The 18110-nt window shown below is 62.5% G+C and carries 15 protein-coding genes and 1 pseudogene; 13 read left to right on the top strand and 3 right to left on the bottom strand.

Annotated features, from left to right (window positions below):
• Positions 1-57: 57 nt before the first annotated feature.
• Entirely contained in the window at positions 58-1407 is a 1350-nt protein-coding gene (locus AB4O05_RS17625; protein WP_460136306.1) for a sigma-54 interaction domain-containing protein, read from the bottom strand.
• 241 nt (positions 1408-1648) lie between these two features.
• Between AB4O05_RS17625 and AB4O05_RS17620 the strand changes: the two genes are divergently transcribed.
• From AB4O05_RS17620 to AB4O05_RS17595, 6 genes are read left to right on the top strand one after another with little or no spacing between them, the layout of a single operon-like run.
• On the top strand, positions 1649-2527 hold the full coding sequence (locus tag AB4O05_RS17620; RefSeq protein ID WP_460136307.1) for an MBL fold metallo-hydrolase: 879 nt from the start codon (positions 1649-1651) through the stop codon (positions 2525-2527).
• 52 nt (positions 2528-2579) lie between these two features.
• Positions 2580-4250 carry a bifunctional protein tyrosine phosphatase family protein/NAD(P)/FAD-dependent oxidoreductase gene (locus AB4O05_RS17615; RefSeq protein WP_460136309.1) on the top strand — a complete coding sequence of 557 codons (1671 nt, stop codon included), beginning with the start codon at positions 2580-2582 and terminating at the stop codon, positions 4248-4250.
• A gap of 28 nt (positions 4251-4278) precedes the next feature.
• A complete protein-coding gene (locus tag AB4O05_RS17610) occupies positions 4279-5079 on the top strand; it encodes a sulfite exporter TauE/SafE family protein (protein ID WP_460136311.1) in 801 nt (266 codons plus the stop codon).
• 56 nt (positions 5080-5135) lie between these two features.
• Complete coding sequence (locus AB4O05_RS17605) at positions 5136-5570, top strand: YeeE/YedE family protein (protein WP_460136313.1); 435 nt, start codon at positions 5136-5138, stop codon at positions 5568-5570.
• A 2-nt stretch (positions 5571-5572) separates the two neighbouring features.
• On the top strand, positions 5573-5992 hold the full coding sequence (locus AB4O05_RS17600; protein WP_460136314.1) for a DUF6691 family protein: 420 nt from the start codon (positions 5573-5575) through the stop codon (positions 5990-5992).
• Between the two features lie 13 nt (positions 5993-6005).
• A complete protein-coding gene (locus AB4O05_RS17595; protein WP_460136315.1) occupies positions 6006-6194 on the top strand; it encodes a YgaP family membrane protein in 189 nt (62 codons plus the stop codon).
• Between the two features lie 178 nt (positions 6195-6372).
• Here the strand turns inward: AB4O05_RS17595 and AB4O05_RS17590 are convergent.
• Together AB4O05_RS17590 and AB4O05_RS17585 are read right to left on the bottom strand one after the other, a co-directional pair.
• Positions 6373-6534 (bottom strand): annotated as a pseudogene (locus AB4O05_RS17590) (OprD family outer membrane porin); the annotation flags it as partial.
• A 156-nt stretch (positions 6535-6690) separates the two neighbouring features.
• A complete protein-coding gene (locus AB4O05_RS17585; RefSeq protein WP_460136316.1) occupies positions 6691-7209 on the bottom strand; it encodes an SgcJ/EcaC family oxidoreductase in 519 nt (172 codons plus the stop codon).
• 167 nt (positions 7210-7376) lie between these two features.
• On the opposite strand from AB4O05_RS17585, the gene AB4O05_RS17580 reads away from it, so the two are divergent.
• The 7 genes from AB4O05_RS17580 (at position 7377) to AB4O05_RS17550 (ending at position 18022) form a co-directional block, all read left to right on the top strand.
• Positions 7377-8543, top strand: coding sequence for a sensor histidine kinase (locus AB4O05_RS17580; RefSeq protein ID WP_460136318.1), 1167 nt, complete (start codon positions 7377-7379; stop codon positions 8541-8543).
• Positions 8540-9190: a response regulator gene (locus AB4O05_RS17575; RefSeq protein WP_460136320.1), complete on the top strand. Its 651-nt coding sequence runs from the start codon at positions 8540-8542 to the stop codon at positions 9188-9190. The genes AB4O05_RS17580 and AB4O05_RS17575 overlap by 4 nt, the downstream gene beginning before the upstream one ends.
• Positions 9187-11502, top strand: a complete 2316-nt coding sequence (locus AB4O05_RS17570; protein ID WP_460136322.1) for an ATP-binding protein — start codon at positions 9187-9189, stop codon at positions 11500-11502. Before AB4O05_RS17575 ends, AB4O05_RS17570 begins: the two co-directional genes overlap by 4 nt.
• On the top strand, positions 11499-11963 hold the full coding sequence (locus tag AB4O05_RS17565; RefSeq protein WP_460136323.1) for a response regulator: 465 nt from the start codon (positions 11499-11501) through the stop codon (positions 11961-11963). The genes AB4O05_RS17570 and AB4O05_RS17565 overlap by 4 nt, the downstream gene beginning before the upstream one ends.
• A 210-nt stretch (positions 11964-12173) precedes the next feature.
• Positions 12174-13415: a multidrug efflux RND transporter periplasmic adaptor subunit MexE gene (gene mexE, locus AB4O05_RS17560; RefSeq protein WP_460136325.1), complete on the top strand. Its 1242-nt coding sequence runs from the start codon at positions 12174-12176 to the stop codon at positions 13413-13415.
• A 15-nt stretch (positions 13416-13430) separates the two neighbouring features.
• Complete coding sequence (locus tag AB4O05_RS17555; protein ID WP_460136326.1) at positions 13431-16610, top strand: efflux RND transporter permease subunit; 3180 nt, start codon at positions 13431-13433, stop codon at positions 16608-16610.
• Positions 16607-18022: an efflux transporter outer membrane subunit gene (locus tag AB4O05_RS17550; RefSeq protein WP_460136327.1), complete on the top strand. Its 1416-nt coding sequence runs from the start codon at positions 16607-16609 to the stop codon at positions 18020-18022. Before AB4O05_RS17555 ends, AB4O05_RS17550 begins: the two co-directional genes overlap by 4 nt.
• Positions 18023-18110 lie beyond the last annotated feature (88 nt).

Below are 18110 nucleotides of genomic sequence, written 5' to 3'. Positions count from 1 at the left end.
GCTTGCTCGCGAAGAACGTCAACGATAACGCGGGAAACCTGATCCTGCGCGGCGTTCTCAGGTTTTTCGCGAGCAAGAACTAGGGGCCAGCCCCTGCTCTTTCAGGCGTCTGTACAGCGTACGTTCGCTGATCCCCAAATGCTTGGCCAGCTCACGGCGCGACCCTTTGAAAGTGGCCAGTGCCTGCACCAGCGAGTCGCCATCGAACGCCAGGGAAGTGGAGGCCTGAGGCGCTGTCACCACGCGTGCCTGGGGGACATGGACGGCGCGGATCACGCCGTCGTCAGCGAACAGACTGGCTCTTTCCAGCACATTGCGCAGTTCGCGGATATTGCCGGGCCAGGCGTATTGCTGCAGTTGCCTCAGCGCATCGGGGTCTATTGTCAGCCGGCGCTTGCCGATACCGGCCCGTTGCAGAAACGAGTTCACCAGCAAACCGATGTCTTCAATGCGGTTGCGCAAGGGAGGGAGCTGAATGGGGAAGGCACTGATGCGATAGTACAGGTCCGCCCTGAACTCGCCGTTCTCCATCATTTTTTCCAATGGCTTGTGGGTGGCGGCGATTAACCTGAAGTTGGCGTGAAGGGTCTCGACACTCCCGACACGACGGAAGGTCCCCGATTCGATCAGGCGCAACAGCTTCACCTGCATGGCCAGTGGAACATCGCCGATTTCGTCGAGAAACAATGTACCGCCCTGAGCGGTTTCAACCAGGCCGGTCTTACGCGTGGTCGCCCCGGTGAATGCGCCCTTTTCATGGCCGAACAGTTCGCTCTCGAATAAGGTTTCGGTCAGCCCGGAGCAATCAACCACAACAAAAGGTCCGGTGGCCCGCTCGCTGGTTTCATGTACGGCCCGGGCGAACAGCTCTTTGCCCGTACCGGACTCGCCCAGCAGCAGCACCGGCAGCATCGAGGGCGCCACTCGCTGCAGCTCCGACAGGGCACGGTTGAACGCCGGTGAACTGCCGACAAGCCCGGCGTTGCTGGGCCGCGCCGATGCGCTTCGCACCAGGGTGAGCCGCTCCACATAGGCGGTAATCACACCGTGCTCGTTGAGAATCGGGCGCAACTCAACGTCGACATGTTCAGGACCGCGCGGCGTGTGGTGAATGTGCAGCACGCGGTCCGGCCCACGCATTTCCTGCGCCTTTCTCATCGGGCAGTTCTCACCCGCCTGGTCACAAGGTACGTCGTAATGGTGTGAGACTTGATAACACTTATGGCCGATAAACGGTTTATCAGCGCTGGCAAACTGGCGTTGATAGGCCGTGTTGGCGGCCAGGATGTTGTAGTCCGGATCGAGCACGATCATCGGCTGGGGTTCGTGCTCAAGAAACGAAACAAGTGACTGCACTTGATCCGCGCGCGGGAGTGTTCGGGCTGGGGTGGGCAGGATAGTCATCATCGAGGCTCCTAAGACTCCCTCCATGCTGTTGTGGCACTGCCACTTCTGTCAACCGGTACTGCCAATGGCAGTAGATCCCGGCCACCTTGCAAAAAACCAAACCCTTACAAAGTAATTAAACCCAATAAATTCATAGGGATAGGATTATTTATCGACGAACTTACGGCCTGGCAGACTTATTGCTATATCAGCCCTTAGTGTGAGCGGCTTGGCAAAAATCCCGCCCCTGAGGAGACAGGTCATGAGCGTAAAACTTCACGTCGAAGGATTCTTCGATTCTGCCACCCATACCGTCAGCTACCTTGTGCTGGACGAAGCGACCCACCACTGCGCGCTAATAGACAGCGTACTGGACTACGACCCAAAGTCCGGCCGCACGGGCACAACGTCCGCCGACACCTTGATCGCGAGGGTCAAGCAACTCGATGCAACGGTCGACTGGATTCTCGAGACCCACGTCCACGCCGATCACCTCACGGCAGCGCCCTACCTGCAGGAAAAGCTCGGTGGGAAAATAGGCATCGGCAGCCACATCTCCACGGTGCAGGAGGTGTTCGGCACCCTGTTCAATACCGGTGGTGATATGGCCCGCGATGGAAGCCAGTTCGATCACCTGTTCGTCAATGACGAGCCGTTCACCCTCGGTACGCTGCAATGCCACGCGTTGCATACACCCGGCCATACGCCAGCCTGTATGACCTATGTGATCAGCGATGGTGTCGAAACGGCTGCATTCGTTGGCGATACCCTGTTCATGCCTGACTACGGTACCGCGCGCTGTGACTTCCCCGGTGGCAGCGCGCGCACGCTGTTCCAGTCAATCAACAAGGTACTGAGCCTGCCGGCCAACACCTTGCTCTACATGTGCCACGACTATCAGCCGGGTGACCGCGAGGTGCAGTTCGTCAGCACCGTCGCCGACCAACGCGCGCATAACGTTCACGTACGTAACGGCATCAGTGAGGAGGCGTTCGTGGTAATGCGCACAAAACGTGATGCGGCGTTGGAAATGCCGACGCTGATCCTGCCATCGGTGCAAGTCAACATGCGCGCCGGTCACTTGCCTGAGCCTGAAGCGAACGGCACGCGCTACCTGAAAATCCCGCTCAACGTCCTCTGACGTTGCCTGGCTCAGAAAACCTATAAGAAAAAACCCCATAACGGAGACACTCATGGACATTCGCCACCTTGCGTCCGGGCTATCAGTATCAGAACAGATTTTCCCCCACCACTTGGTTGAACTCAAAGCCGCCGGTTTGCGTAGCATCGTGTGTAACCGCCCCGATGGAGAAGGCAGCGATCAACCCTTGTTTGCCGAAATCAAACGCGCCGCCGACGCGGTTGGCATCGAAGCCCACTACTTGCCCGCCGAATCCGGCAAGGTCACTGACGAGCAAGGTATTGCCTTCGGCAAGCTGCTTGAAACCCTGCCAAAACCCGTATTGGCCTATTGCCGTTCCGGCATGCGCTCAACCACGATGTGGGCCCTGTCACAAGCCAGTCAGCAACCACTGCCCCACATCGTCGAAAGCGCCAGGAAAGCCGGGTTCGATATGAAAGGCGTGATTCGCCGGATTGCCAATCAGGGCCGCACCCCGGTCGAAGTGGCTGAGGCGCGGCATGTCGTGGTCATCATTGGTGGCGGTGCGGCAGGTATTGCAACCGCCTCCAGTTTGCTGGCCCGGGCACCTGGGCTCGACGTTGCCATCATCGACCCGGCCGATGTGCACTACTATCAGCCTGGCTGGACCCTCGTCGGCGCTGGCGTCTTCGATGCGGCCCGAACCGCCCGCACCATGGGCACGACCCTGCCCCGCGGCGTGCACTGGATCAAGTCGGCGGTCGCCGCTTTCGAACCCGAGCGCAATGCCGTCATTCTGGATGGCTGCCGCGTGGTCAAATACGAGCAACTGATCGTGTGCCCTGGCCTGAAACTCGATTGGCATGCCATCGAAGGTTTGTCGGACACCCTGGGTCGCAACGGCGTGACGTCCAACTACCTGTATCACCTGGCCCCCTACACATGGGAACAGGTGCAGCAACTGCGTGGTGGCCGAGCCCTGTTCACGCAACCGCCCATGCCCATTAAATGCGCCGGGGCGCCGCAAAAGGCCATGTACCTGTCTGCCGATCATTGGAAACGCACCGGCGTACTGGACAAGGTCGAGATCGAGTTCTGCAGCGCGGGCGCGGTGCTGTTCGGCGTTCCCGAGTATGTGCCGGCGCTGATGCAATACATCACCGCTTATGGTATCGACCTGAATTTCGGCCACACACTTACCCAGGTGGATGGGCCGGCACGCACGGCAACGTTCAAACGTGTCAATGCCGATGGTAGTTGCCAGGTGGTCACGCGCGACTTCGATCTGCTGCATGTCGTCCCCCCGCAGGTTGCACCGGATTTCGTTCGCATCAGCCCTCTCGCCGACGCGGCCGGCTGGGTTGATGTCAACCCAGCCACGTTGCGCCATGCCACCTGGGCCAATATTCACGCGCTGGGAGACGTCGCCAACTCCAGCAACGCTAAAACCGCCGCGGCCGCGCGCAAGCAAGCGCCCGTCGTTGCGCACAATGTGCTGACGGCATTGGGTAAAGCCCAAGGCAGCGCGCATTACGACGGATACGGCTCCTGCCCGTTGACGGTTGAACGCGGCAAAATCGTCCTGGCTGAGTTCACCTACGGCGGCAAGGTCGCCCCCAGCTTTCCTGCCTGGCTGATTGACGGCACCCGCCCCTCGCGGCTGGCATGGCTGCTCAAGGAGCGGATTCTTCCACCGCTGTATTGGAAGGGCATGCTCAAGGGCCGTGAGTGGCTGGCCAAGCCCGAGCTGGCTGACGTATGAGCACAGGCCGCAATACAAGGAGGCTCAGATGATTGTCGTCTTACTGCTGGGGCTCGTCGTCGGCGTCATTCTGGCGCTGACCGGTGCCGGAGGGGGCATACTGGCTGTGCCCTTGCTGGTGTTCGGCGTGGGATTGAACATGGCTGAGGCCGGGCCCATCGGGTTACTGGCGGTCGGTCTGGCCGCCACCCTCGGGGCGATCATGGGGCTCAAAAACGGCACTGTCCGCTATAAAGCCGCGCTGCTCATTGCCGGCGCGGGGATCGTCTGTTCTCCACTGGGCCTGTGGCTGGCACAGCGCACGCCGAACCGCCCGTTGACGATCCTGTTTGCCCTGGTGCTGATGTACGTGGCGTGGCGGGTCTTTCAACGATCACGGCCCGCCAGCGCCACGTCCAGGCCCCGCTTCACGTCCAAACCACCGCCTTGTCTATTGGACGTGAACCGAGGAAAGTTGCACTGGACGGCACCGTGCGCATGGGCGCTTGCCATATCCGGAGTTGTCGCGGGCGGGCTTTCGGGCTTGCTCGGCGTGGGCGGTGGCTTTGTGATGGTGCCGGCACTCCAGCGCTATACCAATTTGACCGCACAATCAGTGCTTGCCACGTCTCTTGCGGTCATTGCCCTGGTGTCCATTTCCGGCGTTGCCGCCAGCTCGGCAACCGGGCACCTGCAGTGGGCAGTGGCGATTCCGTTTTCCCTTGGCGCGTTGGTCGGCATGGCCGGTGGTCGCCTGATCGCGGCGCGGCTGGCCGGGCCCCACTTACAACGCGGCTTCGCCGCTGTTTCCGTGGTGGTTGCGCTGGCGTTGCTGGTGAAAGCCATTTAACCCTGCCTGGCGGGCATCCAAATGTTTTATCAAGCCGTTAACGGAGCAGAAACCTGATGAGTGTCGATTGGCTCAACTTCACGCCTTGGTCATCCCTGGCAGGCGGCGCATTGATTGGTGCGGCGGCCAGCCTGTTCGTCGTCGCCAACGGGCGTATCGCCGGCATCAGCGGGCTGCTCGGCAGTCTTTTACAACGCGGCAGCGAAGGGACGGGTGAGAAAGCCCTGTTTCTCCTGGGCCTGCTCATCGCCCCGCTGCTCTGGGGCCTGTTCACCGCGCTGCCGCGCATCGAGTTCCAGACGGGCGGGTTCGGACTGATTGTCGCCGGTGTCCTGGTCGGCCTCGGGACCCGATACGGTTCAGGCTGCACCAGTGGCCATGGAGTGTGCGGCCTATCACGCCTTTCGCTGCGCTCGATGGTCGCTACGGTGTGCTTCATGTTCAGCGGTTTCTTCAGCGTGTTTGTCCTGCGTCATCTTCTGGGAGGGTAGACATGATCAAACTGACTGCATTCATGGCCGGCCTGCTGTTCGGCCTGGGCCTGCTCCTGGCCGGCATGGCCGACCCGAGCAAGGTACTCGCGTTCCTGGATATCACCGGGGCCTGGGACCCGTCCCTGGCGTTGGTCATGGTCGCAGCCATCGGCATCGCCATTGGCCCGATGACCTGGGCGCGGCAACACACCCGTTCGCTGCTGGAAAGGCCCATGCAGCTGCCGACCAAACGCGAGCTGGACCCACGCCTGATTGGCGGGAGCCTGCTGTTCGGCACCGGCTGGGGCATCGCAGGTATTTGCCCTGGACCTGCCGTGGCCATTCTGCTGACAGGGCACTGGCAAGTGATCGTATTCGTGCTGGCCATGCTGACCGGCATGTTGTTGTTTACCGCGCTGGAGAACCGACGCGGCCATTGATCGGGAGATCACCATGAAAACGAACATTGGAACCCTTGACCGTAGCCTGCGCATTGTTGTCGGCCTGCTTCTGATTGTCCTCAGCCTGACGGGTGTGATCGGCCTGTGGGGGTGGATTGGCCTGGTGCCGCTGGCGACTGGCATTTTCCGTTTCTGCCCGCTCTACACGTTGCTGGGGATCAAAACCTGCAAGCGTTGCTGAGCGCCCCTGGATTTTTGACCCAGCGTTTCATTGAGCAACACGGCGCTCAAGGCGCCGGGTTTTCATCGCCTCCCTACGGGTGGCGAACAGGCGCCCCCCTATGGCTGTGCACATCGCATTGGCGAGGGCGGGTTCAGAGCAGTTTCCAGGTATAGCTGAGGATCAGCCGATTCTCGTCGAGCAACTTGTCACCGTTCTCGCGGGCATTGTAGTAGCCCAGATTTGCGCCAAACACCCAAGTGCCCAGCGGCTGGCTGTGCTTGAGGCCGACAAAGTCCTGCGCGTAGATGTCTTGCAACTGACCGCGCCACAGCCAGCACTGGCAGGTTGGGTTGCCGTTCTCCGACCTTCAATATAGTTATTGGCCCTAGGCTGACGCCTGGGGTACGGGCGGTCCAATATGGATAAGGTCTTGATGGATACCCAGGAGGTATCGTGGCCCCCCACGCAAAAATGCCCACCCCGGCAGCGGGATGGGCATTTTTTTGATCAGGCCTTATTGCTTGGCGTGCTTGACCTGCGCTTCAGGCATCGCCGAAGAGTGATGATTAAGAATTTTCCACTGGCCACCCACCTGCTCGTAGACGAAAGTGTAGCGAGCCTGCACTTGACTCTTCTGGCCGGCGGCATCGGTGAGGGTAAAGGTATAGACGCCGCTGTCCATGGCCACGTTGCTGCCCAACTGGCGGATTTCGCGGTAGTTGATCTGGCCAACCGGCTTGAGCGCGAGGAAATGATCGAAGTAGTCCTTGATCTGGTCCGGTGTGGTACGCACCTGGTTGGACACGGTGGGCTGCAGCACCGCGCCCGGCGCATACAGGTCAACCACCGAGGTGACGTTACCGGTCTGCAAGGCGTTGTTCCAGCGGTCGAATAAACCGGCAATTTCCCGGTCTTTGACATTGGCTGGTGCCTGGGCCACCTCGCGGTAGAGATACGGGGCCGTCTCGGCGGCCTGAACAAACGGAACGCTCAAGGCAAACATCAGGGCGATTGCGGCGGGCTTGAAGGACATTGCGATTCTCCAGTGGTGTTCGTTGGGCTCACTTTGCCAAGCTGCCTGTCATCCGCCATCGGCCAACCGGAGTCATTGATCTATGCCATTTGGCAGATAGCGCCCAAGGTGTTCAACCCTGTTTAATAGGCGTGCCCCGCGCCCGCGCAACCCCAGGAGCATCTTGCATGCACAACACGCCCCATGACCCCGGCAGCGCCCTGGCCATGCGCGCGCATTTCCGGCAATCGCAAAGCCGCACGGCGCGCCTGCGCCTGTTGGTGGATACCGGGCAGGAATTGGCCCGCCTGACACCCGAGGCGATGCGCGAACGCGTGCTCGCCCGCGCCTGCGCGTTCCTGGCGACAGACCACGGGCTGCTGCAGGAATGGGACGCCGAGGGCACCGCCCACACCACCGCAGGTCATGGCAGCCCAGCCCACTTGACCCGCCTGGCCGCCCTCGCCGACCGCACCCTGCGCGCACCTCACTGGCAGGAGCACCCGCACTGCGTGCTGCAAGTGCCATTGCGCGGCAGTGACGGCCAGGCGTTTGGCGTGCTGGTTCTGGGCACTCGCGTCAGCCTGCGCGCACCGGAGCATGAAGACAGCGAATCCCTGCAATTGCTCGCCACGTTGCTGGCCACACACCTGGAAAATCATCGGCTGCTGGACACCCTCAAAACACGCGACAGAACGTTGTCCGACCTGGTCAGCCGACTGTTTCGCGCCCAGGAGGATGAACGCAAGCGCGTCGCCTACGACCTGCACGATGGCCTGGCGCAAACCCTCGCGGGGTTGCATCAGCGGCTGCAAGGGTTTGCCGGCCGCTGCCCGGTGTTGCCGGACGATTTAACCGCCGACTTACAGGCGATTCTCAACCTGGCCCAACATTCGGTCGGTGAAGGCCGGCAACTGATCGCGGGCCTGCGCCCCACCGTGCTGGATGATTTCGGCCTGTTCAAAGCCCTGGATAAAGAAGCCGATCGCCTGCGAGACGCCGGCATCAACGTGGTGTGGCGGGCGCATTGCGACGCGCGCTTGCCCAGCCAGGTGGAAATCGCCTTGTTCAGGATCGGCCAGGAGGCCATCAACAACGTGCTCAAACATGCGCGCGCAAGCCGGGTGCAATTGACCCTCCAACTGCGCGACGGCCACGCCTGCATGCAGGTGGACGACAACGGCCAAGGCTTCGCGTGCGACCTGCCACGGGATGACACGCAACATCTGGGCCTGGCCACCATGCAGGAGCGCGCCGGCCTGCTGGGCGGCAGCTGTACCTGCACCAGCTCGGCCAATAGCGGCACCCAACTGCACGCCCGCGTGCCGGCCCCACTCAATGGACCCCCTCAATGACCCACGTTTTACGCCTGGTACTGGCCGACGATCATGAAGTCACGCGCACCGGTTTCGTCTCCCTGCTGGCCGGCCTTGAACAGTTCGAGGTGGTCGGCCAGGCCAGCGATGGCCAGCAAGCGGTGGAACTGTGCGAACAACTGCTGCCGGATATCGTCATCCTCGACATCCGCATGCCGGGCCTTAACGGCTTGGGTGCCGCACGCGTGCTGCAGGAACGCCTGCCAGCGGTCAAAGTGGTGATGTTCACCATGGACGACAGCCCCGAGTATCTGGAGGCGGCGATGCATGCCGGTGCGGTGGGCTACCTGCTCAAGGACGCCAGCCGGGCCGAGGTGATCCACGCCTTGCAACAGGTGGCCGCCGGCGGCGAAGCGCTCAACACCGCCGTCAGCACGCGACTGTTGCGCCGCATGACCGAACGCCAGGCCAGCGGTGCCGCCACTGAACACCTCACCCCACGGGAACGCCAGGTACTCGGCCTGGTCGCCAACGGCATGAGTAACCGGGCCATCGGTGAGCACCTGGGCATTACCACCGGCACGGCCAAAGCCCATGTGGAACGGGTGATCGGCAAACTCGGCGCCGCCGACCGCACCCAGGCCGCCGTACGCGGCATCGCCTTGGGCCTGGTGACGCAACCATGAAACGGCGCTGGGTCGACCTGCCGCTGCGCGGCAAGGCGCTGGTGGTGATTTCGCTGCCCCTGGTGGTGCTGTTGCTGTCTTTGGTGCTGATCTACATCACCGAGCGCCAGACCGCCCGCGCGGAAGAAGATGTGCGCCGGGTGTTGCGGGTGCAGGGCGATATCCAGGCGGTGCACACCCTGCTCGCGGAAGCGGCAGCCAGTGTGCGCGGTTACCTGCTGACACGCCGTGAGGATTTTTTGCCGAGTTACCTCAACGCCAGGCCCCAGATCGACTCAGCCCTGCGGCGACTCGACGGCAACGTGCGCGATCAACGGGTGCGCGAGCAACTCAGCGCGATCAAACCGTTGATAGACGGCAAAATCGACGGCCTCGACGAGATGCTCAAGGACCGTGATGCAAACCCGGAATCGATCAGCGCGATCCTGATCAGCAACAAGCACATCCTCGACGCATTGCGTCAACACATCAGCACCATGCTCACGCTCGAGGAATCGTTGCTGGCCGAACGCAGTATCGCGGCGTCCGAAACCCGTCAGCGGCTGTTGCTGTCGACATGGCTGGCGGCGGTCTGCGGGCTGTTCGGGGCCATCGTCGCGGTGTTGTTCCTGTCCAAGGGCATTGTTGCGCGGGTGCAGAACGTGCAGCGCAATGCGCAGCGCCTGGCCCTGGGCGCGCCACTGCTGCCGCAACCGCCGGAGAACGATGAGATCGGTCAATTGGGCACGCGCCTGGTGGAGGCCGGCCTGCTGCTGGCCGAACGTGAACGTGCGTTGCGCGACAATGAAGAGCGCCTGCGGCTGATCATCGACGGGGTCAAGGACTACGGGATCTTCGCCCTCGACACGGCAGGCCACGTCACCAGTTGGAACAACGGCGCCGAACGGATCAAGGGCTACACCGAACAGGCAATCATCGGCCAGCATTTCTCGGTGTTCTACCTACCGCAGGAATGCCCGCAACACCCGGACATGGCGCTGCGCGAGGCCACCCGCAACGGCGATTACGCCGAAGAAGGCTGGCGCTGCCGCAAGGACGGCACGCGGTTCTGGGCCAGCGTGGTGATCACCGCGCAATACGACAGCACCGGGGCCCTGCGCGGTTTCTCGAAGATCACCCGCGACATCACCGACCGCCGCGCCGCCGAGATCGCCCTGCGCACCGCGCGCGAGGACGCCGAGCAAGCCAGCCGGGCAAAGAGTGAGTTTTTATCGCGCATGAGCCACGAACTGCGCACCCCGCTCAACTCGATCCTGGGCTTTGCGCAGTTGTTGGACATGGATGCGCCAACCGCGCAAAAGGCGCACGTGGAGCACATCCTGCGCGCCGGCCAACACTTGCTGACGCTGATCAACGAGGTGTTGGACATCGCCAAGATCGAGGCCGGGCGCTTGCCGTTGAACATCGAACCGATACCCCTGGCCGGCACGCTGCAGGAGGCGCTGGCGCTGGTTTCCCCCATGGCCGCCGCTGCGGGGATCCACCTGCAACCACTGCCAAGCCTGGCGGCGGATATCGGTATCGTCGCCGACCGCCAGCGCCTCACTCAGGTGCTGCTGAACCTGCTGTCCAATGCGATCAAATACAACCGCCCGCAGGGCCAGGTGAGCCTGGAGGTCAAGGTCGAGGGCCAGTGCATCAGCGTGTCGGTGTGCGACACCGGCAAGGGCATCGCCGCCGATCACCTCGGGCAACTGTTCAGGCCCTTCGAGCGCCTCGGGGCCGACCCGAAAGTCGAAGGCAGCGGCCTGGGCCTGGCGCTGAGCAAAAGCCTGCTGGAGAAGATGGGCGGCAACCTCGGCGTGCACAGCGAACCCGGTATCGGCTCACGCTTCACCCTGGCGTTGCCGTTCGTGCGTGTGCAACAGCCCCAGCGCCTTGCCGCGGCCGTCATTGAGTCACCGCCGATACGCCCCGCGCCCAGCGTCGTCACACCCCAGGGCAAAGTGCTGTATATCGAAGACAACCTCTCCAGCCTGGCGCTGATCGAAACCTTGCTGCAGCGCAGGCCAGGGATAAAGCTGCTGTCGAGCATGCAAGGCCAACTGGGCCTGGACCTGGCCGCCCAGCATGCGCCACGGCTGATCCTGCTGGACGTGGCACTGCCGGACATCGACGGTTTGAACGTACTGCAGCGCCTGCGCCAGTCGGCGATCACCCGCGACACCCCGGTGCTGATGCTCACCGCCGACGCCAGCGACCTCACCCGCGTGGCCCTGCACGATGCGGGTGCAACCGCGGTGTTGAACAAGCCGATCAACGTACCGGCGTTTCTCGCCTGCATCGCCCAGTACTTTCCGGAGCCCCTATGAACCTCGACCAGCGCATTCTGATCATCGACGACCAACGCCCCAATCTCGACCTGGTGGAGCAATTGCTGGCACGCGAGGGGCTGACCAACGTGCTGAGCAGCACCCAGCCACTGCGCACCCTGGAGCTGTTCAACAGTTTCGAGCCGGATCTGGTGATACTCGACCTGCACATGCCCGAATTCGACGGCTTCGCGGTGCTGGAACAACTCAATCGCCGTATCCCCCAGGGTGAATACCTGCCGATCCTGGTCCTCACCGCCGACGTCACTCGCGACACACGCCTGCGCGCCCTGGCCTTGGGCGCCCGGGACTTCATCAGTAAACCGCTGGACGCGCTGGAGACCATGCTGCGGGTGTGGAACCTGCTGGAAACGCGGGTGCTGTACAAAGCCTTGCGTACGTTGGTGCCGGCGGAGCAGATCGAGTTGTTGCGCGCTGCACCGGCCACCGATGACAGTTAAGAGCCACTGGCACCCCCGTCACCGCGGCATCTGCAACAGTCCTTTGTCATCACGGCCATTGATAGCCCCCTAACGAAACCCGCAGACTAGAGGGCTGACTTCCCGCTTATATCATTCCGAATGATAGTTACCTTTGCTTCATTCGATTCGTGACCTACCGCCTCGCCGCGCATGATCCGCCCATCTCAAATACATTGGCGGATGCACCTCATGGAACAGTCACTCAAACATTTGCGCTTGCCCCTGGCGATTTTGGCCGTGGTGGTGATGAGCGCATGCGGCAAGACCCCGGAACAAGCCGCCGCCATGCCTGCGGCGAAAGTCAGTGTGGCCAAGGTGCTGGAGCAGCCAGTCAACGAGTGGGATGAATTCACCGGCCGCCTGGAAGCCCCGGAAACCGTACAGATTCGCCCACGGGTCTCTGGCCAGATTGACCAAGTCGCTTTCACCGAAGGCGCTTTGGTCAAGAAAGGCGACCTGCTGTTCCAGATCGACCCGCGCCCGTTCCAGGCCGAAGTGCGCCGCCTTGAAGCTCAGTTGGCGCAAACCCGCGCCGCCGCCACCCGCAGCGATAACGAAGCCCAGCGCGGCGAACGCCTGCGCCAGAGCAATGCAATCTCCGCCGAACTGGCCGACTCGCGCACCACCGCCGCCCAGGAAGCCCGCGCCGCTGTCGCCGGGATCCAGGCACAGTTGGACCTGGCCAAGCTGAACCTGAGTTTTACCCGCGTGACCTCGCCGATCAGCGGCCGTGTCAGCCGCGCCGAAATCACCGCCGGCAACCTGGTGACCGCCGACGTCACCGCGTTGACCAGCGTGGTCTCCACCGACAAGGTCTACGCCTATTTCGACGCCGACGAGCGCGTCTACCTCAAGTACACCGAACTGGCCCGCGAAGGCCGCCGTGGCGCCACCACCCCGGTGTACCTGGGCCTGTCCAACGAAACCGGCAACCCGCACCTGGGCCAGATGAACTTCATCGACAACCAGGTCAACCCGGCCACCGGCACCATCCGTGGCCGTGCGGTGTTCGATAACAGCAAGGGCGAATACACCCCTGGCTTGTATGCGCGCCTGAAGCTGGTGGGCAGCGGCACCTACTCCGCCGTGCTGATCAACGACGAAGCCGTGGGCACCGACCTGGGCAAGAAGTTCGTACTGGTAATGGACGGCGACAAGCCGGCGTATCGCTCGGTGGAACTGGGGCCGAAGATCGAAGGCTTGCGCATCGTGCGCAGCGGCCTGAACAAGGACGACACCATTATCGTCAAGGGCCTGCAGCGTGTGCGTCCTGGCTCGCCGGTCGCCCCGGAAACCATTCCGATGGCCAGCAAGGAAACCCTCGCCGCCTTGGCCCAACAACGACAAGCGCTTGAAGCCAGCAACCTGGAGCAAGTGGCGCCGGAAAAACCTGCGCCCAAGCTCGCGGCCGTTGCGACTCCACGCGGTTAAGGGATACGACTCAAGATGAATTTTTCCAAGTTCTTCATTTCACGGCCGATCTTCGCCGCGGTGCTGTCGCTGTTGATCCTGATCGCCGGTGCGATCTCGCTGTTCCAGTTGCCGATCAGTGAATACCCGGAAGTGGTGCCGCCGACCGTGGTGGTCCGCGCCAACTTCCCCGGCGCCAACCCCAAGGTCATCGGTGAAACCGTGGCCGCGCCCCTGGAGCAAGCCATCACCGGCGTCGAGAACATGCTGTACATGTCCTCGCAATCCACCGCCGACGGCAAGCTGACCCTGACCATCACCTTCGCCCTGGGCACCGACCTGGACAACGCGCAGGTGCAGGTGCAAAACCGTGTGACCCGTACGCAGCCAAAACTGCCCGAGGAAGTGACACGCATCGGTATCACCGTGGACAAGGCCTCCCCCGACCTGACCATGGTGGTGCACTTGACCTCGCCGGATCAGCGCTACGACATGCTGTACCTGTCCAACTACGCGATCCTCAATATCAAGGATGAGTTGGCACGGCTCGGCGGTGTGGGTGACGTGCAGTTGTTTGGCATGGGCGATTACTCCCTGCGTGTCTGGCTGGATCCGAACAAGACCGCCTCGCGCAACCTGACCGCCACCGATGTCGTGACGGCGATCCGCGAGCAGAACCGCCAGGTGGCGGCCGGTGCCCTGGGTGCACAGCCTGCGCCGAGCGATACCAGCTTCCAATTGTCGGTCAATACCCAAGGGCGCCTGGTCACCGAGGAAGAGTTCGAGAACATTGTGATTCGCGCCGGTGCCAACGGTGAAATCACGCGGCTCAAGGACATCGCCCGGGTCGAGCTGGGCTCCAGCCAATACGCGCTGCGCTCGCTGATCGATAACCAGCCGGCCGTGGCCATTCCGATCTTCCAGCGCCCCGGCTCCAATGCCATCGACATCTCCAACGAGGTGCGCGCCAAGATGGCGGAGCTGAAAAAGAGCTTTCCGGCGGGCATGGATTACCGGATCGCCTATGACCCGACGATCTTTGTACGCGGCTCTATCGAAGCGGTGGTGCACACCCTGTTCGAAGCCCTGATCCTCGTGGTCCTGGTGGTCATCCTGTTCCTGCAGACCTGGCGCGCGTCGATCATTCCGCTGGTGGCGGTGCCGGTATCGTTGATCGGTACGTTTGCGGTGATGCACCTGTTCGGGTTCTCGCTCAATGCCCTGTCATTATTCGGCCTGGTACTGGCCATCGGCATCGTGGTGGACGACGCCATCGTGGTGGTGGAGAACGTCGAGCGCAATATCGAACTGGGCCTGGCGCCGTTCCCTGCCACCGAAAAAGCCATGAGTGAAGTGACCGGCCCGATCATCGCCACGGCGCTGGTGCTGTGTGCGGTGTTCATTCCGGCCGCCTTCATCAGTGGCTTGACCGGGCAGTTCTACAAACAGTTCGCCTTGACCATTGCGATCTCGACGGTGATTTCGGCGTTCAACTCGCTGACCCTGTCCCCTGCCCTGGCCGCGGTGTTGCTGCGCGGTCACGACGCGCCGAAGGATCGCTTCTCGAAGTTCCTCGACAAGATTTTCGGCGGCTGGCTGTTCCGCCCCTTCAACCGCTTTTTCGAAAAAGCCAGCCATGGCTACGTGGGTACCGTGCGCCGGGTGATTCGCGGCAGTGGTATCGCCCTGTTCGTTTACGCCGGCCTGATGGTGCTGACCTTCTTCGGGTTTGCCCACACGCCGACCGGTTTCGTACCGGCCCAGGACAAGCAATACCTGGTGGCCTTCGCTCAACTGCCCGACGCCGCGAGCCTGGACCGCACCGAAAGCGTGATGAAGCGCATGTCGGAGATCGCCCTGAAACAGCCCGGCGTGGAAGCCGCGATTGCCTTCCCTGGCCTGTCGATCAACGGGTTCACCAACAGCCCGAACAGCGGCATCGTGTTCGTGACCTTGAAGCCCTTCGACGAGCGCAAAGACGCAAGCATGTCCGCCGGGGCGATTGCCGGGGCGTTGAATGGCCAGTACAGCAACATTGAAGAAGCCTACATGGCGATCTTCCCACCGCCGCCGGTACAGGGCCTGGGCACGATCGGCGGGTTCCGCCTGCAAATCGAAGACCGGGGCAACCTCGGCTATGACGAACTGTACAAAGAAGTGCAGAACGTGATCGCCAAGAGCCACAGCGTGCCGGAGCTGTTCGGCCTGTTCACCAGCTACACGGTCAACGTGCCCCAGGTCGATGCCGCCATCGACCGCGAAAAGGCCAAGACCCATGGCGTGGCGATCAGCGACATCTTCGACACCCTGCAGGTCTACCTGGGCTCGTTGTATGCCAACGACTTCAACCGCTTTGGCCGCACCTACCAGGTCAACGTGCAGGCTGAACAGCAGTTCCGCCAGGACTCCGACCAGATCGGCCAACTGAAAGTGCGCAACAACAAAGGCGAGATGATCCCGCTGGCGACCTTTATCAAGGTCAGCGACACCTCGGGGCCGGACCGCGTGATGCACTACAACGGCTTTATCACCGCCGAAATCAACGGCAACGCCGCACCGGGCTACAGCTCCGGCCAGGCCCAGGCCGCCATTGAAAAACTGCTGAAGGATGAGCTGCCCAACGGCATGACCTACGAGTGGACCGACCTGACCTATCAGCAGATCCTCTCGGGCAATACCGCGCTGTTCGTGTTCCCGCTCTGCGTACTGCTGGCGTTCCTGGTACTGGCCGCCCAATACGAAAGCTGGAGCCTGCCGCTGGCGGTGATCCTGATCGTACCGATGACGCTGCTGTCGGCCATTACCGGGGTGATCATCTCGGGCGGCGACAACAACATCTTCACCCAGATCGGCCTGATCGTACTGGTGGGCCTGGCCTGTAAGAACGCGATTCTGATCGTCGAGTTCGCCAAGGACAAACAGCAGGAAGGCCTCGACCCGCTCGCCGCGGTACTGGAAGCCTGCCGCCTGCGTCTACGGCCGATCCTGATGACCTCGTTCGCCTTCATCATGGGCGTGGTGCCTCTGGTGCTGTCCAGCGGTGCCGGTGCCGAGATGCGCCATGCCATGGGTGTGGCGGTGTTCTCCGGGATGATCGGGGTGACCTTCTTCGGTCTGTTGCTGACCCCAGTGTTCTACGTATTGATCCGGCGCTATGTGGAGCGCAGCGAAGCGCGCAAAGCGGCCAAGGCCTTGAAGCTGGAGACACAGCAATGAGTGTGAAAGTCTTTCTGCCGAGCTTGCTGGTATTGGCGCTGAGCGCTTGTGCCGTGGGCCCGGACTACAAAACCCAGACCCCGGAGGCGGCGAACATCACCGCCGCCGCGGACGCCAAGCAGTATGACCACGCCAAGTTCGAAGGCATCTGGTGGCAGCAGTTCGACGATCCGACCCTCAACCAGTTGGTCACCCAGTCGCTGCAAGGCAACCGTGACCTGCGCGTCGCCTTTGCCCGCCTGCGGGCGGCGCGGGCGATCCGCGACGACGCCAGCAATGACGCCATGCCGACCATCACAAGCCGCGCCAGCAGCAACCAGGGCAAGGGCCAGGTGCCAGGCCAGACCACCCGCCGGGTGAAGACCGAGCGTTACGATCTGGGCCTGGACATGGCCTGGGAGCTGGACTTGTTCGGCCGCATCCAGCGCAACCTGGAAGCCACCGACGCCGACCAGCAGGCCGCCGAAGCCGACCTGTACCAACTGCAAGTCAGCATGATCGCTGAACTGGTGGACGCCTACGGTCAACTGCGCGGCGCGCAACTGCGTGAACGCATCGCCCTGGCCAACCTGAAGAACCAGCAGGAATCGCGCACCATCACCGTCAGCCTGCGTGATGCCGGTGTGGGTGACCAACTTGACGTGGAACGTGCCGACGCACGCCTGGCCGCGGTGGAAGCCAGCGTGCCGCAACTCCAAGCCGAACAGGTGCGCGAGCGCAACCGTATCGCCACCCTCCTCGGCCAGCGGCCCGACAAACTGACCGTGGACCTGAGCCCCAAAGACCTGCCGGCGATTGCCAAGGCATTGCCGATCGGCGACCCGGGGCAACTGCTGCAACGGCGCCCGGACATCCTCAGCGCCGAACGCAAACTGGCCGCCGCCACCGCCCGGATCGGCGTGGCCAAGGCCGACCTGTTCCCACGGGTCAGCCTCAGCGGCTTCCTCGGCTTTACCGCCGGGCGCGGCTCGCAGATCGGCTCATCGGCCGCCAACGCCTGGGCCCTGGGCCCGAGCATCACCTGGGCCGCATTCGACCTGGGCAGCGTGCGCGCCCGCCTGCGCGGCGCCGATGCCGAAGCCGATGGCGCCCTGGCGACCTACGAGCAACAAGTGCTGCTGGCACTGGAAGAATCGGAAAATGCCTTCAGTGACTACGGCAAACGCCAACAGCGCCTGGTCTCGTTGATTCGTCAGAGTGAATCCAGCCGCGCCGCCGCCGACCTTGCAGCGATCCGTTACCGCGAAGGTACCGTGGACTTCCTGGTGCTGCTCGACGCCCAACGCGAACGCCTGGCCGCCGAAGACTCACAGGCCCAGGCCGAAGTGGACCTGTATCGCGGGATCGTGGCGATCTACAAGGCGCTGGGAGGTGGCTGGAAACCCGACGCCGTCGTGGCGACTGCCAAGTAACGTAAAGAGCTCCTTTGGTTGGTCGCATCCAGCCAATTTTTAGCCCCGTGGTCCATTCGGTCACGGGGCTTTTTTTGTTTGTTGAGCC

This window comes from Pseudomonas sp. S1_G07, assembly GCF_054668565.1.
The sequence above is the reverse complement of the archived record's forward strand: the minus strand, read 5'-3'. Positions and strand labels throughout refer to the sequence as shown.

Bases quoted from the DNA above. Each gene is read 5' to 3' on its own strand.
- AB4O05_RS17625 (WP_460136306.1), bottom strand. From the start codon at position 1,407: ATGATGACTATCCTGCCCACCCCAGCCCGAACACTCCCGCGCGCGGAT.
- AB4O05_RS17620 (WP_460136307.1), top strand. From the start codon at position 1,649: ATGAGCGTAAAACTTCACGTCGAAGGATTCTTCGATTCTGCCACCCAT.
- AB4O05_RS17615 (WP_460136309.1), top strand. From the start codon at position 2,580: ATGGACATTCGCCACCTTGCGTCCGGGCTATCAGTATCAGAACAGATT.
- AB4O05_RS17610 (WP_460136311.1), top strand. From the start codon at position 4,279: ATGATTGTCGTCTTACTGCTGGGGCTCGTCGTCGGCGTCATTCTGGCG.
- AB4O05_RS17605 (WP_460136313.1), top strand. From the start codon at position 5,136: ATGAGTGTCGATTGGCTCAACTTCACGCCTTGGTCATCCCTGGCAGGC.
- AB4O05_RS17600 (WP_460136314.1), top strand. From the start codon at position 5,573: ATGATCAAACTGACTGCATTCATGGCCGGCCTGCTGTTCGGCCTGGGC.
- AB4O05_RS17595 (WP_460136315.1), top strand. From the start codon at position 6,006: ATGAAAACGAACATTGGAACCCTTGACCGTAGCCTGCGCATTGTTGTC.
- AB4O05_RS17585 (WP_460136316.1), bottom strand. From the start codon at position 7,209: ATGTCCTTCAAGCCCGCCGCAATCGCCCTGATGTTTGCCTTGAGCGTT.
- AB4O05_RS17580 (WP_460136318.1), top strand. From the start codon at position 7,377: ATGCACAACACGCCCCATGACCCCGGCAGCGCCCTGGCCATGCGCGCG.
- AB4O05_RS17575 (WP_460136320.1), top strand. From the start codon at position 8,540: ATGACCCACGTTTTACGCCTGGTACTGGCCGACGATCATGAAGTCACG.
- AB4O05_RS17570 (WP_460136322.1), top strand. From the start codon at position 9,187: ATGAAACGGCGCTGGGTCGACCTGCCGCTGCGCGGCAAGGCGCTGGTG.
- AB4O05_RS17565 (WP_460136323.1), top strand. From the start codon at position 11,499: ATGAACCTCGACCAGCGCATTCTGATCATCGACGACCAACGCCCCAAT.
- mexE (WP_460136325.1), top strand. From the start codon at position 12,174: ATGGAACAGTCACTCAAACATTTGCGCTTGCCCCTGGCGATTTTGGCC.
- AB4O05_RS17555 (WP_460136326.1), top strand. From the start codon at position 13,431: ATGAATTTTTCCAAGTTCTTCATTTCACGGCCGATCTTCGCCGCGGTG.
- AB4O05_RS17550 (WP_460136327.1), top strand. From the start codon at position 16,607: ATGAGTGTGAAAGTCTTTCTGCCGAGCTTGCTGGTATTGGCGCTGAGC.